Origin of the sequence: Sphingomonas sp. ID0503 (genome assembly GCF_048565625.1) — a bacterium.
Classification (GTDB): domain Bacteria; phylum Pseudomonadota; class Alphaproteobacteria; order Sphingomonadales; family Sphingomonadaceae; genus JBLZUR01.
Genome location: NZ_JBLZUR010000002.1, coordinates 1,622,926 through 1,642,107, shown reverse-complemented (window position 1 = coordinate 1,642,107; position 19,182 = coordinate 1,622,926). Strand labels below are relative to the sequence as shown.

Below are 19,182 nucleotides of genomic sequence, written 5' to 3'. Positions count from 1 at the left end.
GTTAGAGGCGATATAGGCCCGCTTGCACCGGAAGGGAAGGGGGTCGCAAACAAGGACGCCCCGGCAGCGAGCCGGGGCGACAGCCGGGTGAGGCGCCGTGCGGTGGTGCCGCCGAAGCCTCGGGGGTTAGAACCGGTAGTTCAGGCTGACCGTCCAGTTGCGCGGCGCGCCGTAGCGATACTGGCTGAAGAAGCCCATCTGGCTGTAGTACTTCTTGTCGGTCAGGTTCTCGAAATTGCCCTGCAGCTGAAGCTGATCGTTGATCGCATAGCGCGCCATCAGGCTGACGAGAGCGTAGCCGTCCTGCTGGAAGCGGAACGGGGTTCCGCGGACCGGGTTCAATCCTTCCGAATACGCCTTGCTGCGGTAGTTGACGCCGCCGCCGATCGTCAGACCCTCGAATATGCCGGGCAGATCGTAGGTGGTGAAGATCTTGAGCAGCTTGCGCGGCTGGTTGGTGTTTGCCGGAATGTCGTCGGCGTCCTCGGCCTTGAACTGACTGTAGCTGGCATTGATGTTCCAGCCGGGCATCGGCTGCCCGGTCGCCTCGATCTCGAAGCCCTTGCTGGTGACGCCGGCGGCAGCGACATAGGTCTGCTGCGGACCGGTCGGCGTCACAATGACATCCCCGATCTGACCGACATTGTCCTGCTTGATGCGGAACAGAGCGATCGAGGTCTGCAGCGCCTCGTTGAAGAAACTGCTCTTCAGGCCGACCTCATAAGCCTCCCCGTCCAGCGGATCGAGCAGGTTCAGGTTGATGTCGTAGAGGTTCTGCGGCTGGAAGATCTTCGTGTAGCTCGCATAGACTCGATGGTTCGGCGTGACGTCATAGAGCGCGCCGACATAGGGAATGAAGACGTTGTCGTCGCCGTAGTCGCTTGGGCCGCTCCAGGCGAAACCCTTCTGCTTCCAACTGGCGAGGCGGCCGCCCAGGATGACCTTGAACGGATCCGCGACGTTGAGGCGGAACGCGCCGTAATAGCCGGTCTGCTTGATGCGCTCCTGTTCGTTGCGAACCGGGGTGGTGTCGAACACGGGCTCCGGAAAGTCCGCGCCGCCGTCGCCAATCACCGGCACGTCGGTCGCCCAGGGGAACGGCGCCACCAAGTTGTCCGTGTGCCGTTTCAGAATGCTGTGCAGCGCCCCCACCACCACCTCATGGTCGCGGCCGAAAAGGGCCACTTCGCCCTTTAGCTGTGCATCGAAGCTGTTCTGGGTGCTGACCCCCTTCGACTTGTATGGGTTGCTGAATTCGACCGTTCCGGTCGCCTTGTTCACGTTGCCGTAAAGGTACAGCAACTGCGTGTCGCCGGTGTTGCGCAAGCGGTTATAGTTGAAGGTGAGGTTCCAGCGGTCGCTGAAGTCCTGGCGGACGGTGGCGAAGATGTTCTGGTTGGTGCTGTTCCAATAGGTCCACTTCGCCGCTGTGCTCTGCGAGCGATCGAGGTCGGTGGTCGATCCGTCGGTGTAGAAGGTCGGCAGCGCCCCCCAGGTCGCGCCCTTCGGCTTGGTATCCTGATGGCTGATGCCGGCGCGGACCAGCGTGCTGTCGGTCAGGTCGGCCTCGACGACGCCGTAGACCACCCACTTCTTCTTGTCCTGGATGTCGATGTAGCTCTCGCCCTCTTCATAGCGACCGACGACGCGAGCGCGGATGCGACCGTCCGCAGTGAGCGCACCGCCGACGTCGCCTGAGAGGCGCCAGGTGTTCCAGCTGCCGTAGCTGGCATTGACGTAGCCGGTCCATTCGGTCGCGGTCGCGTGCTTGCGGACGAGGTTGACCGAGGCCGACGGGTCGCCCGCGCCCGACAGCAGGCCGGTCGCGCCGCGCACGATCTCGACCCGCTCGTAGATCGAGACGTCGATGCTGGTCTCGCCATTGCCGCCGGCGAGTGTCCAGGCGGCCGGAACGCCGTCGACCTGCGTGTTCCGGATCTCGAAGCCGCGGGCGTAGAAGTTGTTGCGAACGTCATCGACCTCGTTGGCGGAGACACCGACCGCATTGACGATCACGTCCTTCACGCTGATCAGGTTCTGGTCGAGGATGCGCTGCGAGGTGACGACGCTGACCGACTGCGGCGTTTCGCGGATTGTCAGGCCAAGGCCGGTGGCGGTGTCGATCTTGTTGGGCACCGTGTAGGTTCCGGTGACGACGATGGAATCCTCGTCTGGCGCATTCTCCTCGGCCGGGGTCGCCGATGCGGGGGCGTCGGCCTCCGCAGCTACCGCCGGTGCCGCCAGGATGCCGCCGATTGCGCAGCCCAGCAGAAGAGTATGCCTCAACAACATGATCGTGTCCCCACTCTGAAAAGGTGATCCCCGCCCTGCGGCTCCGGCGATCTCGTGCCGCCGCGAATGCCTCGCAAAGTCAGTGTCCGTTACGGGACGTGAGAGTCGTTCGCAACAGGCAAGTTCGGTAGGTGCGTCGCCTCGGGCGGAGGCTTGCCACCGAAGGGTCGGTCGTGAACAGCGGCACCCGTGATCGCCATCTTCCTCACCGTTCTGCCGATTTTCGCGCTGATCGCCGCCGGTTTCGGCTTTGCCCGCATCAGGGGGCTGGGGCGGGATGCTGTGGGATATTTGACCGCGTTCGTGATCTGGCTGGCGCTGCCGGCGTTGCTGTTCCGGGCGATGGCGGAGGCGCGGTTCGTGGATGTCTGGCAGCCGGGGTTTCTCCTCTCCTTCGGCGCCGGAATGGTGGTCGCGTTCGCCATCGGGATCGCCACCGGTGGGCCGGGGCTGACGCGGCGTGGCATCGACGGGCTGACCGCCGGCTATGCCAATGCGACCTTCCTGGGCATTCCGGTGGCGGTGGCGCTGGTCGGACAGGCGACGGGGCTGGCGGCGGCGATCCTGGCGACGCTGCTGACGGTCGTCGTGCTGTTCGCGGTGACCGTCGGCATGGCGGAATACGACAGGCATCGCGGGGGCAGGCTGGGGCCGACGCTGGCGCGGGTGGTAGCGTCGACCTTGCGCAACCCGCTGGTGCTCGCGCCTTTGGCGGGGGGCGTCTGGGGGGCGCTGCGGCTCCCGATGCCGGTGCCGCTCCATGTCTTCGCCGACATGTTGGGATCGACGGCATCGCCCTGTGCGCTGGTGACCATCGGGATGTCGCTTGCGCAGCGCGAGGAGACGGGCGCAGCCCCGGCCGGACGGGTGGCCTGGCTTGTCTCCGTTAAGCTGCTGCTGCAGCCGGCGGTGACGGCGGCGATCGCCTTCGGCTTGCTGACGATGCCGCGAGACTGGGCGATGGCGGCGGTGCTGATCGCCGCGCAACCCACGGGCACCGGCCCTTTCATGCTCGCCTCTCTCTATGGCCAAGAGGCGCGCCTGGCATCACGCGTCATCCTGATATCGACGGTGCTGTCGATCGTCAGCGTCACCGTGGTCGCCACGCTGTTGCGCTGACATCTGGCGCGACTCGGCGGCGGAAGATATAGCGTCAGGCAGACGCGGGGCCTCTCAACCCGGGCGGACTTTAGAAAGCTTAATCGACCATCCGCCTAGAGGCGCGGCACATGCCGCGTTCCGGCCGAAAGCCGGACCCCGTGTCGTCGGCCTGAAAAAATTTCCACCGTGCAGGACGCACATAGCGAACACATGTTGCCGTCCATACTGTCTGAACCGTCTTAGGCAGCGCTGTGCGCCGTTCCAATACGAATGGACGTCGGATCAGGCGAGCACCCGCGCCAGCGCCACGTCGTCATACTCACGCTCGCCCACACGGAACCGCCGGGTAGCGACCTGCGCAAAGCCGTTCTTCCCATAGAACGCGATCGCCCGCGCGTTCAGCGCATAGACGCCGAGCAGCAGGCGCTTGGCCCCGCGCTCCCTCGCATCCGCCACCGCCGCATCCATCAACGCCGTGCCCATGCCGCTGCCGTGAAAGCGCGACAGCGTGTAGATGCGCTTCAGTTCGAGATCGCCATCCCCCGCTCCCGGCAGCTTCGGCTCGGCGCTCAGCGCATAGCCGATCGGCGCACCGCCCGGATCGGCCTCGGCCAGCCAGGCGGTCGCGCCTCCTTCCAGATACCGCCGGTACGCCTCGGCGCTATGCTCCCGCGTGCAATGCGGCACGATCGCCTCGGCCTCCAGCACACCGGCGAAGGTCTCCAGGAAGGTCGCGGCACCGACCAGCGCCAGCCGCTCGGCGTCCTCCACGCCCGCCCCGCGGACCGTCCACCCGCTCACTCCGGCCGCTTCACCCATTCGGTGATCCCCATCCACTCCGGGACCTGCCGCAGCGCCTCGCTCGTCGCGGTCGCCTCGGCCGATCGGCAGCCGGTATAGTGGTCGAGCACCGTCCGGCGTCCGTCCACACCCTCCCAGGTAACGGTGATCGCGACCATGTCGGTCACCATCGGCGCGCACCCCGCGCCCTCGCGCGTTCGTACCGTGGTCCCTACCGCTGGCCGGTAAGGCGCAAGATACTGGCGCAGCGCCGTGAAGCTCTCCGGCGGACGCACCGCCGCCTGCACACCACCCTGCGCGGTGAAGCGCTTGCCGTCGAAGGTCAGCTCTCCCTTGTCGGTCAGGCGCGCCTCGTAGACAGGACACGTCCCGAAGCACGGCCCCTGGGCGACGGTGATAGCGACGCTATCGTCTGAAGGACCGGAACTCTCCGCCTGTTGCGCGGGCGTGGCGCAGGCGGCGAGCGAGAGGGCGAAGGGAAGGGCGGCGGCGAGGCGAGGAAAGGGCATTCTCTTAAGACATCCGTTCTATCGTCCGGTTCCATCGCGGCTTCGCGCGGTGTGGGAGCGTGATGAAGACCGAGCCACCAACCGCAGCCATGCCGCAGGGCCAAGCGGGACGGTTCGTCTTCCTCGACGGCCTGCGCGGCGTCGCGGCGATGATGGTGGTGATCTATCACTACACCTTCGCTGGCCCGGCCGAGAACGCGATGCAGCACGGCTATCTGGCTGTCGACTTTTTCTTCCTGCTCAGCGGCTTCGTCATCGCTGCCGCTTATGAGGACCGCCTCCGCACCCGCGCCGATTATTGCGCCCGCTTCCTCGTCGCGCGCGCCATCCGCCTCTACCCGCTGGTGATCCTGACCACGCTGGTCGGCTTTGCAGCAGTCGATGGGCCCAAGGACATGGCCTCGCTGCTCTCGAACATGCTCCTCCTTCCCGAACTGACGCGGCTCGGGCGTGAGGACAGCTTCGTCCTCAACGTCGCCATGTGGTCGCTCGCGATGGAGGTGCTCGTCAACATCCTCTACGCCGTCACGGTAAGGCGTTGGCTGAGCGATCGCGTGCTCATCGGGATCGTCGCGGTGAGCCTCGTCGGGGTCTTGTATGTCGCGGCGACCTCCAACGACCTGAACATCGGCGCGCGCGCCGGAACCCTCCCGGCCACGTTGATGCGGACGCTGTTCTCCTTCGCGCTCGGCATCCTGATCTATCGCTGGAGAGGCTGGCTCATGCCGGCCAGGCCCGCATCGCCAGCGCTCGTCCTGCTGACCTTCGCCGCGCTCCTCGCGGCACCGTACCACGCGCCGGTGAACGGCCTGTTCGACGCCTTGGCGGTCACGGTCTTCTTTCCACTCGTCCTGATCGCGGGAGCCTCGGTCGTGTTGAACTTCACCCAAGCGGAGGGGTGCCGCATCCTCGGTGAACTGTCCTACCCGCTCTACGCGATCCAGTTCCCGTTCAGCGCGGCGCTGGCGCTGCTCCTCGCGCCTCTCGGGCTTACCGACGGAGCCTTCCGTCTGCTGGCGCTCCTCGCCGTGCTCCCAACGGCCTGGGCGGTGCTCGTCCTCTACGATCGGCCCGCCCGTGCTGCATTGGGCGCGCGCCTCGCCGGCGCGCGCCCACGCGTTCAGGCGGCCTGATCCATCGTCGCCATGTCGATGACGAAGCGATACTTCACATCGCTCTTCAACATCCGGTCGTAAGCACCTTCGATCTCGTTCATCGCGATCCGCTCGATCTCGGCGGTGATGCCCTTCTCGGCGCAGAAATCGAGCATCTCCTGCGTCTCCGCGATGCCGCCGATCAGCGACCCGGCGATCGACTTCCGCCCGAAGATCAGCGGGAAGACCTGCGGCGAGGGGTGCGGATGCTCCGGCGCACCGACCAGCGTCATCGTCCCGTCCCGCTTCAATGCGGCGATGAACGGATCGAGATTATGGCTCGCCGCCACCGTGTTCAGGATGAAGTCGAACGTGCCGGCCTGCGCCGCCATATCCTCTTCGTTGCGCGACACCACGACCTCGTCCGCGCCGAGATCCAGCGCATCCTGCCGCTTCGACTCCGAGGTCGTGAACGCGACGACATGCGCGCCGAGCGCATGGGCGAGCTTGATGCCCATATGGCCGAGCCCGCCGATCCCGACGATGCCGACCTTCTTGCCCGGCCCGGCGTTCCAGTGGCGCAGCGGCGACCAGGTGGTGATCCCGGCGCAGAGCAGCGGCGCCACCCCGGCGAGATCCTTCTCGTCATGGCCGATGCGCAGGACGAACTCCTCCCGCACGGTGATCTTGTCGGAATAGCCGCCCAGCGTGTGCCCCGGCGCGTCCGGCGTCTCGCCGTTATAGGTGCCGGTGAACCCGTTTTCGCAATACTGCTCCAGCCCCTCGTCGCAGGCGGAGCAATGCTGGCAGCTGTCGACCATGCAGCCGACGCCGACCAGATCGCCCGCCTTGAACTTGGTGACGTTCGCGCCGACCGCGGTCACCCGCCCGACGATCTCATGGCCGGGAACGCAGGGGAACAACGTCCCCTCCCATTCCGCGCGGACTTGATGGAGATCGGAATGGCAGACGCCGCAATGGAGGATGTCGATCGCGACATCGCCCGGTCCGGGCTCCCGGCGTTGGATGGCGAGGGGGGCAAGCGGGGTCGTCGCCGATTGCGCAGCGTAGGCATTGGCTTTCATGTCAGGGGGACCTCCTTCTGGACCGGTCGGTAGATAAATCGGCTAGCCCGATCCGCAATGGCCGGGGGCCCTCTTTTTTGTTGGGGCTGGGCGACACCGCGTTCCGGCTGTAATCGCGCGCCATGCGTATCCTATTGACCTTGGCGCTGATCGCCACGCCGGGCCTCGCCTCGGCCCAGATGCACGACGGCCATGACATGTCCGCGTCGCACGCCGGGCACGATGTGGGCGGATCGAGCATGACCGGTGCGCTCGGGCGCTACGGCATGACCCGCGACGCATCCGGCACCGCCTGGCAGCCGGATAGCGCGCCGATGATGGCGATCATGGGTCAGGCCGGCGACTGGTCCACCATGATACACGGCTTCGCCACGCTCACCTATGACGATCAGGGCGGGCCGCGCGGGGGCAGCAAGACCTTCGCCGCCTCCATGCTGATGGGCATGGCGCAGCGGCCGGTGGGCGAGGGGACGCTGACCCTCAAGGCGATGGGCAGCCTCGATCCCCTCATGGGCAAGCGCGGCTATCCTCTCCTCTTCGCCACCGGCGAGACGGCGGACGGCGTGACCGAACTGGTCGATCGCCAGCACCCGCACGACCTCTTCATGGAGTTATCCGCAACCTACAGCCATCCGCTGGCCGACGGCGTCTCCGGCTTCCTCTACCTCGCCCTCCCCGGCGAGCCCGCGCTTGGCCCCGCGACCTTCATGCACCGCTTCTCCGGCCTCGCGAATCCGGAGGCGCCGATCGCCCATCACTGGCTCGATTCCACACACATCACCTTCGGCGTCGCCACCGCCGGTGTGGCGTTCAAGACCGTGAAGCTTGAAGGCTCCGTCTTCACCGGCCGCGAACCCGACGAACACCGCTGGAATATCGAGCGGCCGCGCATGGACAGCTGGTCCGTCCGCGCCACTTGGAACCCCACCGCGAACCTCTCCGGTCAGGTCAGCTACGGCGTGCTCAACAGTCCCGAGGGGCTGCACCCCGAAACAGACGTCCGCCGCACCACCGCCTCCGTGACCTGGCATCTCCCGATCGGCCCGGACCGCTTCTGGCAGTCGACCTTCGCCTGGGGCCGCAACGACGGCAAGGGCGGCGATCACGCCCGCACCAGCGACGCCTTCGTCCTCGAAAGCGGCGTGCAGATCGATCGCAACACCGTCTTTGCCCGGGCCGAGAACGTCGACAAGGCGGAACTGTTCGGCGACGACCATCACAATCCGCTCGCCGGCCGCAACTTCAACATCACCAAGGTCAGTCTCGGCGGCTATCACAGCGTGCCGGTCGGGCAGGTCGCGCTCGACTTCGGCGGCCTCGTCAGCAAGTACGACATGCCGGACGCGATCAAACCGGCCTACGGCTCCGACCCGACCAGCTTCATGCTCTTCGCCCGGATTCGGGTGACGGGGTAATCTCAAGCGGCCGTTCGCGCTGAGCCTGTCGAAGCGCCAGCGCTACCGTCTCACCGGCCCTTCGACAGGCTCAGCGCGAACGGCGTAAGAGCGACTGCAGGCAAACGGCGTGAGAGGTCCTGCCGCAGGGCATGGAACCCCCGCTTGACTCCCCCGTTCCTCAGGCGTATCGCCCGCTCATCCCAAACGACCGTCACGGCGGCGCTTCTCGGCGCGCGTCGCGATCATGCCGTTGGGGCACACGCGACGAGATGGGGCGGTTGCCAGCCGCTCTGTGGAGCAGGAGAACGTAACACATGGCACGTATTGCGGGTGTCAACATCCCGACCAACAAGCGCGTCGAAATCGCGCTGACCTACATCCACGGTATCGGCCCGGCCAAGGCTAAGGAAATCACCGGCAAGCTGGGCATTGAGCCGCAGCGCCGCGTGCAGGACCTGTCCGATCAGGAAGTGCTGCAGATCCGTGAGACGATCGACGCCGGCTATCAGGTGGAAGGCGACCTTCGCCGCACCGTCGCCGTCAACATCAAGCGTCTGATGGACCTCGCCTGCTATCGTGGCCTGCGCCACCGCAAGGGCCTGCCGGTCCGCGGCCAGCGCACGCACACGAATGCGCGCACCCGCAAGGGCAAGGCGAAGCCGATCGCGGGCAAGAAGAAGTAATCGAAATCGTCCGTTCCCTCGCGCGCGTACGCGTTGAGGTACGACTTTCGAGACTTTTCGAGCCTCTCACACCAAAGATTTAGGTCAGGAAGACAGATCCGATGGCACGCGAACCCCAGCGCATCAAGCGGCGCGAGCGCAAGAACATCACCGCCGGCGTCGCCCATGTGAACGCCAGCTTCAACAACACCATGATCACCATCACCGATGCCCAGGGCAATGCGATCAGCTGGTCCTCGGCCGGCATGATGGGCTTCAAGGGCAGCCGTAAGTCGACGCCGTATGCCGCGCAGGTCGCGGCGGAGGACGCCGGCAAGAAGGCGGCGGACCACGGCGTCCGCACCCTTGAGGTCGAGGTGAAGGGCCCCGGTTCGGGCCGTGAATCCGCGCTCCGCGCGCTGCAGGCGGTCGGCTTCCAGATCACGTCCATCCGCGACGTGACGCCGATCCCGCATAACGGCGTTCGCCCGTCCAAGCGCCGCCGCGTCTGATCCTGCCGGGGGGCGGCATGTCCGTCCTCCACTGACATATTCCGGCCGGGGCGGACGCGTCCTGGCCCAACCCTGAGGGAAAAACATGGCCGTCAACGCCAAGAACTGGCAGGAAATGAAGAAGCCCAACGGTCTCGAGAAGAAGGCGGGTGGCGATCAGCGCCGCAAGGCCACCTTCGTCGCGGAACCGCTGGAGCGCGGCTTTGGTCTGACGCTCGGCAACGCGCTGCGCCGGGTGCTGCTCTCGTCGCTGCAGGGCGCCGCCGTCACCTCGATCAAGATCGAGAACGTGCTGCACGAATTCTCGTCGCTCGCCGGCGTGCGTGAGGACGTGACCGATATCGTCCTGAACATCAAGCAGGTCGCGCTCCGCATGCAGGGCGAAGGGCCGAAGCGCCTTCAGCTCACGGCGACCGGCCCGGCCGAGGTGACTGCGGGCATGATCGCCGTCACCGGCGACATCGAGGTCGCGAATCCGGAACTGGTGATCTGCCATCTCGACGAGGGCGCGACGCTCAACATGGAGCTGACCGCCGACATCGGTAAGGGCTATGTCCCGGCCGCGAACAACCGTCCGGCCGATGCGCCGATCGGCCTGATCCCGGTCGACGCGCTCTACTCGCCGGTCCGGCAGGTGGCCTACAAGGTCGAGAATACCCGCGTCGGTCAGGAACTGGACTATGACAAGCTGACGCTGACGGTGGAGACCGACGGCACCGTCTCGCCGGACGACGCGCTCGCTTATGCCGCGCGCATCCTGCAGGATCAGCTGCAGCTCTTCGTCCACTTCGACGAGGGCATGGTCCTCTCCGCCGCCCCCGCCACGAGCGGCGTGCCGGTCGCGGCCGGTGCCGAGCCGGAGCAGGACGCCAACCAGCTCAACCGCTACCTCCTCAAGAAGGTGGACGAGCTGGAGCTTTCGGTCCGTTCGGCCAACTGCCTCAAGAACGACAACATCATCTACATCGGCGATCTGGTTCAGAAGACCGAGGCGGAGATGCTGCGCACTCCGAACTTCGGCCGCAAGTCGTTGAACGAGATCAAGGAAGTCCTGTCGTCGATGGGCCTGCGCCTCGGCATGGAGATCCCCGGCTGGCCGCCGGAGAACATCGAGGAAATGGCCAAGAAGCTCGAACAGGAGTTTTAAGGCTCTACCAAACAAGCGTCATCCCAGCGAAGGCTGGGATCCATGTCTATCGCCAGAAACGATGGCGTGCGGAGTTGAGAGACATGGGCCCCAGCCTTCGCTGGGGCGACGATCAGGCAGAAGTTTCCGCCTGATCTTGGGCTTTGGGCGGTGGCCCTTTTCACCGCCCGGCCCGCAGTACCTCAGACGGCTGCGGGACGAACTGAAGGAAGAAGACAATGCGTCATCGCGTCGGGGGCCGTAAGCTCCAGCGTACCTCCGCCCATCGCGCGGCCCTGTTCCGCAACATGGCGGCGGCCCTTATCAAGCATGAGCAGATCATCACCACCCTCGCCAAGGCGAAGGAACTGCGCCCCTATACCGAGAAGCTGGTGACGCTGGCGAAGAAGGGCGGCCTCTCCAACCGTCGTCTCGCCCATGCCCGCCTGCTGGACGATGCGCAGCTCGTGAAGCTGTTCGACACCCTCGCGCCCCGCTACGCCGACCGCGCCGGCGGCTACACCCGCGTCATCAAGGCCGGCTTCCGCGCCTCGGACGCGGCGGCGATGGCGGTGATCGAGTTCGTCGACCGCGACGTTTCGGCCAAGGGCCAGGACTCCGGTCCGGTCGAGATCAACGAGGATTTGGACGAGGCGGCCTGATCCGCCTCTCCGATACGGGTTGAAGGAAGGGCCGGGGGCGTTAGTCTCCGGCCTTTCTATTTGCCCGGAGCCTCCATGAAGCCTCTCGCCGTTGTATGCGCCCTCCTGATGTCCACCACCGCCACCGCCCAGATCTCCTACCCTTCGACCGAGAAAGGCCCGGTCGTCGAAAGCGCCTTCGGTCAGAAGCTGCCGGACCCCTATCGTTGGCTGGAGGACGACGCACGCAACAACCCCAAGGTCGCCGCCTGGGTCGCCGCGCAGAACAAGGTCACGCAGGACTACCTCGCCACGCTTCCCGGCCGCGACGCGATCAAGGCGCGCCTTACCGAACTGTGGAACTACGAACGTTTGGGCATCCCCAAGCGGGCGGGCGGCCGCTACTTCTACACCCGCAATGACGGCCTGCAGAACCAGTCCGCGCTCTACGTCCGCGACGGCCTGAACGGCACGCCCCGCCTGCTCATCGATCCCAACACCTGGGCGAAGGACGGCGCCACCGCGCTCGACAGCTGGAAGGTTGCCGAGGACGGCGCGCACCTCGCCTATCAGATCCAGGACGGCGGCTCCGATTGGCGCACCGTCCGCTTCCTGGATGTCGCCGACGCGACCGTCCTTCCCGACGAACTCAAATGGGTGAAGTTCTCGGAGATCGCCTGGGCGAGGGACGGCTCCGGCGTCTTCTACTCGCGCTTTCCCGAGCCGGCGGGCGGTCAGACCTTCCAGGCGCTCAACGAACGCCAGGCCGTCTACTTCCACAAGCTCGGCACCCCGCAGAGCGCCGACCGCCTGGTCTACGCCACTCCCGATCGGCCCAAGCTCAACAACTCGGCGGAGGTCACCGACGACGGCGCATGGCTCGTCATCACCTCGTCCGAGGGCACCGACGAGCGCTTAGAGATCACCCTGATCGACCTTCGCCAGCCCGGCGCGAAACCGGTCACGCTGATCAAGGGCCTCGAACACAATTGGAAGCTGGCGGGCGGGGAAGGAGACACGCTCTTCTTCATCACCAATAAGGGCGCGCCGCTCCAGCGCATCGTCCGCATCGACGCCGCCAACCCCGGCGCCGCGCCGGTCGAGGTGATCGGCGAGGACAAGTCCATGCTGGACAACGCCCACCTCGTCGGTGGCAAGCTCCTCGCCCTCTATCTGGTTGACGCCAAGAGCGAGGTCCGCCGTTTCGCGCCCGACGGCAAGGCGGAGGGCAAGGTCACGCTCCCCGGCATCGGCACTGCCGACGGCTTCGAGGGCGACCCGGACAACCCGGAGACCTTCTTCTCCTTCGGCAGCTTCAACCAGCCGGGCGCCATCTACCGCTACGATGCGGCGACCAACGCAGTCTCCGTCTTCGCGCAGCCCAAGGTCGCCTTCGACCCCGCCGCCTTCGAGGTGACGCAGACCTTTTACCCGTCGAAGGACGGCACCAAGATCCCGCTGTTTCTTGTCCGGAAGAAGGGCGTGACCGGGCCGCGCCCGACGATCCTCTACGGCTATGGCGGCTTCAACATCTCGCTGACGCCCGACTTCTCGCCCGCGATCCTCGACTGGGTCGACATGGGCGGCGTCTATGCGATGGCCAATCTGCGGGGAGGCGGCGAGTACGGCAAGGGTTGGCACGATGCCGGCCGCCTCGCCAACAAGCAGAACGTCTTCGACGACTTTGCCGCCGCCGCCGAGCATCTGAAAGGGCAGGGTATCGCGTCCAAGATCGCCATCTCCGGCCGCTCGAACGGCGGCCTGCTCGTCGGCGCCACGACCAACCAGCGCCCTGATCTGTTCGCCGCCGCTCTCCCCGCGGTCGGCGTCATGGACATGCTCCGCTTCGACCGCTTCACCGCCGGCCGCTACTGGGTAGACGATTACGGCTATCCGGAGCGGGCAGCGGACTGGGCGGTGCTTCGCAAGTACTCGCCCTATCACAACATCCGCTCGGGCGCGGACTATCCGGCGATCCTGGTCAGCACCGCCGACACCGACGATCGCGTCGTCCCCGGCCACAGCTTCAAGTACACGGCGGCACTCCAGGCAGCGGACATCGGCGACAAGCCCCATCTCATACGCATCGAAACCCGCGCGGGCCACGGTGCGGGCAAGCCCACGTCGAAGAAGATCGAGGAGGCCGCCGACCTCTGGGCGTTCGCCGCCAAATGGACCGACCTCGCCGTCCCCGCACCAACCCCGCCATCACGGCCGTAACCTCATCCTCCCCCGCCAGGGGGAGGGGGACCAGCCGCAGGCTGGTGAAGGGGGGAGGGCCGGGAAGGCCCTAGGCCGCCCGGGCTCGCAGCCGCCGCTCGCTCAGCGCCGCCTGCACCTGATCCTCGGTCAGCGTCTCGTGCTCGATCACGCAGCGCAGGCCGAGGCCGTCGAAATTCTGGAATGGCTGCGCGGCGGCATGGGCGATGATGCGGTTGCCGACCACCTCGATGCCCGCCCGGCTGCGCGCGCCCAGCATCATGATGTCGCCGAACTGCCCGCCCCAGTTCGACGCCACCAGCCGGTTGCCCGCGTCGATGATCGACACCCGATCGCGCGCCGCCACGCTGCGCTGGTCGCCCGCGCTGATGATCGTCCCGGCATGGGTTTCCCAGTCATATTCAAGGTACATCACCCCCGCCGGTTGACGCGCATCCGCCGGCCAGATGCCCGTGCACAGGATCAGGACCTTGCGATTGCCTGACCAGGGGTTGGCCCAGACCTCGTCGGTGAACCACTCGTCCGGCGACCGGCTCGACAGCACCTTGCGATATTGCGGCTCGTTGCCGAGCTTCGCGTTGCGGACCTGCGCCGCCTCGTCGGAAAGCGCTACCACGCTTCCCGCGTCGTCGGCGATGAATGCGTTGAGATAGAACGGCGAATAGCGCGTCAGCGTGCACATCCGCTCGCGCGCCTTGGCATAGGCTTCTGCCGTGCGCTGCTCCATCGCCGTGACGACCGCCGGATCGGTGGCCATCATCCGAAGGTCGATGCTGCGGGAATAGAGGTTGCGGACGAGGTTCTGGACGAGCGTGCGGGCGAGTTCGGTCAGCCGCGCGCCCTCGATGTCGAAAACCAACTCCTCGGCGATCGCCGCACCAAGATCGAGGCGGTCGATGACCTCCGCCTTGAACGCGCTCGACGTCGTACGGGCCTGTCCGGCCAGCGCCTTCACCTCCTGCGCCACGACCGAAAAGCCGCGCCCGGCCTCGCCGGATCGCGCCGCCTCGATCGTCGCGTTCAGCGCCAGGAGGTTGGTGCGGCCGGCGATCATCTCGCTCTCGGTCGCGTAATGCTGAACCTCCTCGCGGAGGGTGGAGAGCAGGGAGCGCAGGCGACGCGGCATGATCTGCAATAATCCGTACGGTTCGCCGACCTTGTACAGACACAGTGGTTAACGTTCGGTTGGTGATGTTCCGCGCCTCGCCGGTTCATCGCCGCGACAGCGATTTTCTGCTATATGCCTCTATGAAAAGCGGATTTCCCGCTCCACGAATCAAGGATGCCAGGATGGCCATGCGTCAGTTCGTTACCGGCGCGGTGCTCGCCGCGATGATTGCCAGTGCGGCCAGCCCGGCGGCGGCGCGGCCGCGTTACTGGGGCGGCGGCTATCGCCACCATCATTATCATCGCGGTGGCGGCGATGTCGCGGGCGCGCTGATCGGTGGCCTGATCATCGGCGGCGCGGCGGTCGCCATCGCCAACTCGGTCAATCGCCGCAACGATCGCTACGACGGCTACTACACCGCGCCGCCAGCCCCGCCGCCGCCACCGCCCGCGCCGATCGCCCGCGCGGAGGACACCCAGGGTCAGGCCGTCGATCGCTGCATCGCCGCTGCCGAGGATGACAGCTCGCCGAACGCACGCGTCAACGACATCACGCGGGTGACGCGTGAAGGCTCCGGCTGGCGGGTCGAGGGCGTGGTCGACACCGGCCGCACCCGCATGGACGGCTATCGCGACCTCGGCAACTTCACCTGTTCGGTCGAATATGGCGAAGTCCGCGATCTCCGCTTCGGCGACGGTCCGCGCGGCTAACCTCTTGGGCGGCGCGGGTGGACATTTCCCCACCCGCGCCGCTATCGGACGCCATGTCCGTCCAGCCCCAAGATTCGATCCTGATCGTCGATTTCGGCAGCCAGGTAACCCAGCTCATCGCTCGTCGTGTCCGTGAGGCGGGGGTCTATTCCGAGATCGCACCCTTCAACGCGGCCGAGGCGGCGTTCCACCGGCTGAAGCCGAAGGGCATCATCCTCTCCGGCTCACCCGCCAGCGTGCCGGCCGAGGGCAGCCCCCGCGCGCCGCAGGTCCTGTTCGACAGCGGCCTTCCCATCCTCGGCATCTGCTACGGACAGCAGGTCATGTCGCACCAACTCGGCGGGGAAGTTCGGCCGGGGCACGAGACGGGGGAGGGGGGCGAGTTCGGCCGCGCCTTCCTGACCGTCACCGAGCCCTGCGCCCTTTTCGACGGTCTCTGGGCGGTCGGCGAGCGCCATCAGGTCTGGATGAGCCACGGCGACAAGGTCACGCAATTCGCCCCCGGCTTCAAGATCGTCGCCACCTCCGACGGTGCGCCCTTCGCGGTGATCGCCGATGAGGCGCGCCGCTATTACGGCATGCAGTTCCACCCGGAGGTCGTTCACACGCCCGATGGCGCGAAACTGCTCGCCAATTTCGTCCGCCATGTCTGCGGCCTCGCGGGCGACTGGACGATGGCTGAGTTCCGGGCGACCAAGATCGCCGACATCCGCGCACAGATCGGCGAGGGCCGGGTCATCTGCGGCCTCTCCGGCGGTGTCGACAGCGCGGTCGCCGCCGTCCTGATCCATGAGGCGATCGGCGACCAGCTGACCTGCGTCTTCGTCGATCACGGCCTGATGCGGCTGGGTGAAGCCGAACAGGTCGTCACCCTGTTCCGCGAGCATTACGGCATCAAGCTCGTCCATGTGAAAGCGGAGGAGCGGTTCCTGAACGGCCTCGCCGGCGTCACCGACCCGGAAAAGAAGCGCAAGTTCATCGGCGGCGAGTTCATCGCCGTGTTCGAGGAGGAGGCCAAGAAGATCGGCGGTGCCGACTTCCTGGCGCAGGGCACCCTCTACCCCGACGTGATCGAGAGCATCAGCTTTACGGGCGGGCCGAGCGTCACGATCAAGAGCCACCATAACGTGGGTGGCCTGCCCGAGCGCATGAACATGCAGCTGGTCGAGCCGTTGCGTGAGCTGTTCAAGGACGAGGTCCGCCTGCTCGGCCGCGAACTGGGCCTGCCGGAGATATTCGTCGGCCGGCACCCGTTCCCCGGCCCCGGCCTCGCCATCCGTATTCCCGGAGAGGTCACCAAGGAGCGCTGCGACATCCTCCGCAAGGCGGACGCCGTCTACCTCGACGAGATCCGCACAGCGGGCCTATACGACGCGATCTGGCAGGCCTTCGCCGTCCTGCTCCCCGTACGCACCGTCGGCGTGATGGGCGACCACCGCACCTACGACAGCGTCTGCGCCCTCCGCGCCGTCACCTCGACCGACGGCATGACCGCCGACATCTACCCCTTCGACGCCGCCTTCCTCAGTCGCGTGGCGACGCGCATCGTAAACGAGGTCCAGGGCATCAACCGCGTCACCTACGATTACACCAGCAAACCCCCCGGCACGATCGAGTGGGAGTGAGCTAAACGACGCCCGGGTCATACAGGACCTGTCGCTGGTCACGCCATCTTCAACGTCTTTCGCCTTATCGGTAGAGGGCGGCAACCCAGACGATCAAACCAGCTGAGGCAACTTATCTAGATGCTTGTCCAGCGTGATCGGATAGTCGCGCACCCGCACACCCGTCGCATTGTACATCGCGTTGGCGATCGCCGCGCCAACCCCGCACAGCCCCAGTTCGCCGACACCCTTCGCCTTCATTGGCGACGCCTTGTCGTCCGGGTAGTCGAGGAAGATCACCTCCTGATGCGGGATGTCAGCGTGGACCGGCACCTCGTACCCGGCAAGGTCGTGGTTGACGAAGAAGCCGAAGCGCTTGTCGACTGCCAGTTCCTCCATCAGCGCGGCACCCGTGCCCATCGTCATCGCGCCGATCACCTGGCTCCGCGCCGCTTTCGGATTGAGGATGCGCCCCGCGTCGCACACCGCCAGCATCCGCCTGATCCGCGTCTCGCCGGTAAAGCTGTCGACGCCCACCTCCACGAAATGCGCGGCGAACGTGGTCAGCTGATACTTCTTGTCGAGATCGCCATATTCGATCCCGTCCTCGGCGGTAAGCGGACCGTCCTTGGCCGCATCGGCCAGAGCGGCGGAGCGGTTGCCCGACACCACCTTGCCGTCCGCGAACCGGACGTCGGCGGTGTTGAAACCGAGCCGCTGCGCCACCTGATCCCGCAACTTCACGCAGGCCGCGTACAGCCCGGAGGTGGAGTTCGCAGCACCCCATTGCCCGCCAGATCCGGCCGAAGCGGGATGGTCGGAATCGCCGAGCACGACCTTCACATGGTCGATCGGCACACCCATCATCTCGGCCGCCGTCTGCGCGAGGATCGTGTAGGTGCCGGTGCCGATGTCGGTCATGTCGGTCTCGACGGTCAGCCGCCCATCACGCTCCAGTCGGATGCGCGCCGCCGACTTGGTTGCCAGGCTGTTGCGGAAGCCCGCCGCCACGCCCATACCGACCAGCCAGCGTCCCTCGCGCACCGATGCCGGCTTGGCCTGCCGCTTCGACCAGCCGAACTTCTCCGCGCCCGTCCGCAGGCACTCGACCAGATGACGTTGGGAAAACGGGCGATCCGGCTTGTTGGGATCGACTTGCGTATCGTTGATGATCCGGAACTCGACGGGATCGATGCCCAGCTTCTCGGCGAACTCGTCGACCGCCACCTCCAGCGCCATCATCCCCGGCGCTTCGCCCGGCGCGCGCATCGCGTTGCCCTCGGGCAGGTCCAGCACGGCGAGGTGCGTGGCGATCATGCGGTTTGCGCCGGCGTAGATCAGCTTGGTCTGGTCCGCTGCCGTCTCCGGCCCGCCGCCCGGCAGGTCGCCTGACCAGCTCTCATGCGCGACCGCGGTCAGCTTGCCGTCCTTGCCCGCGCCGAAGCGGATGCGCTGGATGGTCGCCGGTCGGTGGGTCGAGTTGTTGATCATCATCGGCCGCGCGATCGTGACCTTGACCGGGCGGCCCGCCTGCTTCGCGCCCAATGCCGCCAGGATCGCATCGGCGCGGGGGAACAGCTTTCCGCCGAACCCGCCGCCGATGAAGGGCGAGTCCAGCCGCACCTTCTCCTTGGGGATGCCCAAGGTCTTGGCGATATCGCCCCTGCCCCAGGCGATCATCTGGTTGGAGGTCCAGATCGTCACCGCATCGCCCTGCCAACTGGCGATCGACGCGAACGGCTCCATCATCGCATGGGTCTCGTCCGGCGTTGTGTAGGTAGCGTCCAGCGTCACCGCCGCCCTCGCGAACGCCGCCTCGAAATCGCCGACCCGCGCCAGCGCCTTGCCGGATTTCTCCTCGGCCAGCGGCGCGCCGTCCTTCGCCGCCGCGAGATCATAGGCACCCTTCGCCCGCTCGTAATCGACACGGACCAAGCCCGCCGCCGCGCGCGCCTGTTCGAAGGTCTCGGCGACGACCAGCGCCACCGCCTGATGATAATGCTGCACCTCAGGCCCGGCGAGCAGCTGGGCGGTGTTGAAGTCGCCCTTGGTCAGCTTGCCTGCGGTCTCGTAGGTGACGATCGTCACCACGCCAGGGGCGGCGCGCGCGTCGGTCAGGTTGATCGCCTTGATCCGTCCCTTCGCGACGCCGGCGTGGACGACCACGCCATAGGCCTGGTTCGCCGCGACATCGTGCCGCTCATAGGCATAAGGCGCGGTGCCGCTGGTCTTCAGCGGTCCGTTCGATGCGGTTCGTGGGGCGGCCGACGACCTTCTGCTGGTCGATCGGGTTCGTGCCGGCGGGCGTGTCGAACTTCAT

Annotated in this window: 14 protein-coding genes and 2 pseudogenes; 10 read left to right on the top strand and 6 right to left on the bottom strand. The window is 66.4% G+C overall.

From position 1 onward, the window contains the following. Positions 1–126: 126 nt before the first annotated feature. The gene (locus ACM608_RS09035; RefSeq protein WP_419682898.1) at positions 127–2,292 is read right to left on the bottom strand and encodes a TonB-dependent siderophore receptor; all 2,166 of its coding nucleotides are present in this window, start codon (positions 2,290–2,292) and stop codon (positions 127–129) included. Between the two features lie 189 nt (positions 2,293–2,481). On the opposite strand from ACM608_RS09035, the gene ACM608_RS09030 reads away from it, so the two are divergent. Then, positions 2,482–3,411 carry an AEC family transporter gene (locus ACM608_RS09030; protein WP_419682897.1) on the top strand — a complete coding sequence of 310 codons (930 nt, stop codon included), beginning with the start codon at positions 2,482–2,484 and terminating at the stop codon, positions 3,409–3,411. Positions 3,412–3,675: 264 nt separating this feature from the next. Here ACM608_RS09030 and ACM608_RS09025 read toward each other — a convergent pair whose 3' ends face one another. Together ACM608_RS09025 and ACM608_RS09020 are read right to left on the bottom strand one after the other, a co-directional pair. Next, positions 3,676–4,212: an N-acetyltransferase family protein gene (locus tag ACM608_RS09025; RefSeq protein ID WP_419682896.1), complete on the bottom strand. Its 537-nt coding sequence runs from the start codon at positions 4,210–4,212 to the stop codon at positions 3,676–3,678. After that, entirely contained in the window at positions 4,191–4,703 is a 513-nt protein-coding gene (locus ACM608_RS09020) for a DUF6438 domain-containing protein (RefSeq protein WP_419682895.1), read from the bottom strand. The genes ACM608_RS09025 and ACM608_RS09020 overlap by 22 nt, the downstream gene beginning before the upstream one ends. Positions 4,704–4,765: 62 nt before the next feature. Here ACM608_RS09020 and ACM608_RS09015 point away from each other — a divergent pair, with 62 nt between their 5' ends. Further along, positions 4,766–5,836, top strand: coding sequence for an acyltransferase family protein (locus ACM608_RS09015; RefSeq protein ID WP_419682894.1), 1,071 nt, complete (start codon positions 4,766–4,768; stop codon positions 5,834–5,836). Here ACM608_RS09015 and ACM608_RS09010 read toward each other — a convergent pair. Next, complete coding sequence (locus tag ACM608_RS09010) at positions 5,824–6,882, bottom strand: NAD(P)-dependent alcohol dehydrogenase (RefSeq protein WP_419682892.1); 1,059 nt, start codon at positions 6,880–6,882, stop codon at positions 5,824–5,826. The two genes, ACM608_RS09015 and ACM608_RS09010, sit on opposite strands and share 13 nt — an antisense overlap. 122 nt (positions 6,883–7,004) lie before the next feature. On the opposite strand from ACM608_RS09010, the gene ACM608_RS09005 reads away from it, so the two are divergent. From ACM608_RS09005 to ACM608_RS08980, 6 genes are all read left to right on the top strand, one after another. Continuing rightward, on the top strand, positions 7,005–8,297 hold the full coding sequence (locus ACM608_RS09005) for a hypothetical protein (protein ID WP_419682891.1): 1,293 nt from the start codon (positions 7,005–7,007) through the stop codon (positions 8,295–8,297). A gap of 296 nt (positions 8,298–8,593) precedes the next feature. After that, the gene (gene rpsM, locus ACM608_RS09000; RefSeq protein ID WP_419682890.1) at positions 8,594–8,962 is read left to right on the top strand and encodes a 30S ribosomal protein S13; all 369 of its coding nucleotides are present in this window, start codon (positions 8,594–8,596) and stop codon (positions 8,960–8,962) included. 101 nt (positions 8,963–9,063) lie between these two features. Then, positions 9,064–9,453 (top strand): 30S ribosomal protein S11, encoded by a 390-nt coding sequence (rpsK, locus tag ACM608_RS08995; RefSeq protein WP_136161901.1) that lies wholly within the window; start codon positions 9,064–9,066, stop codon positions 9,451–9,453. 85 nt (positions 9,454–9,538) lie between these two features. Next, positions 9,539–10,600, top strand: a complete 1,062-nt coding sequence (locus ACM608_RS08990) for a DNA-directed RNA polymerase subunit alpha (RefSeq protein WP_419682889.1) — start codon at positions 9,539–9,541, stop codon at positions 10,598–10,600. Between the two features lie 218 nt (positions 10,601–10,818). Then, complete coding sequence (gene rplQ / locus ACM608_RS08985; protein ID WP_419682888.1) at positions 10,819–11,241, top strand: 50S ribosomal protein L17; 423 nt, start codon at positions 10,819–10,821, stop codon at positions 11,239–11,241. A gap of 75 nt (positions 11,242–11,316) precedes the next feature. Then, entirely contained in the window at positions 11,317–13,440 is a 2,124-nt protein-coding gene (locus ACM608_RS08980; RefSeq protein ID WP_419682887.1) for a prolyl oligopeptidase family serine peptidase, read from the top strand. A 922-nt stretch (positions 13,441–14,362) separates the two neighbouring features. Here ACM608_RS08980 and ACM608_RS08975 read toward each other — a convergent pair. After that, positions 14,363–14,491: pseudogene (locus ACM608_RS08975) on the bottom strand (methyl-accepting chemotaxis protein); the annotation flags it as partial. 239 nt (positions 14,492–14,730) lie between these two features. On the opposite strand from ACM608_RS08975, the gene ACM608_RS08970 reads away from it, so the two are divergent. Continuing rightward, positions 14,731–15,258 (top strand): hypothetical protein, encoded by a 528-nt coding sequence (locus ACM608_RS08970; RefSeq protein ID WP_419682886.1) that lies wholly within the window; start codon positions 14,731–14,733, stop codon positions 15,256–15,258. 53 nt (positions 15,259–15,311) lie between these two features. Then, positions 15,312–16,883, top strand: coding sequence for a glutamine-hydrolyzing GMP synthase (gene guaA, locus ACM608_RS08965; protein ID WP_419682885.1), 1,572 nt, complete (start codon positions 15,312–15,314; stop codon positions 16,881–16,883). Between the two features lie 93 nt (positions 16,884–16,976). Here guaA and paoC read toward each other — a convergent pair. Beyond that, positions 16,977–19,182, bottom strand: a pseudogene (gene paoC / locus ACM608_RS08960) (aldehyde oxidoreductase molybdenum-binding subunit PaoC).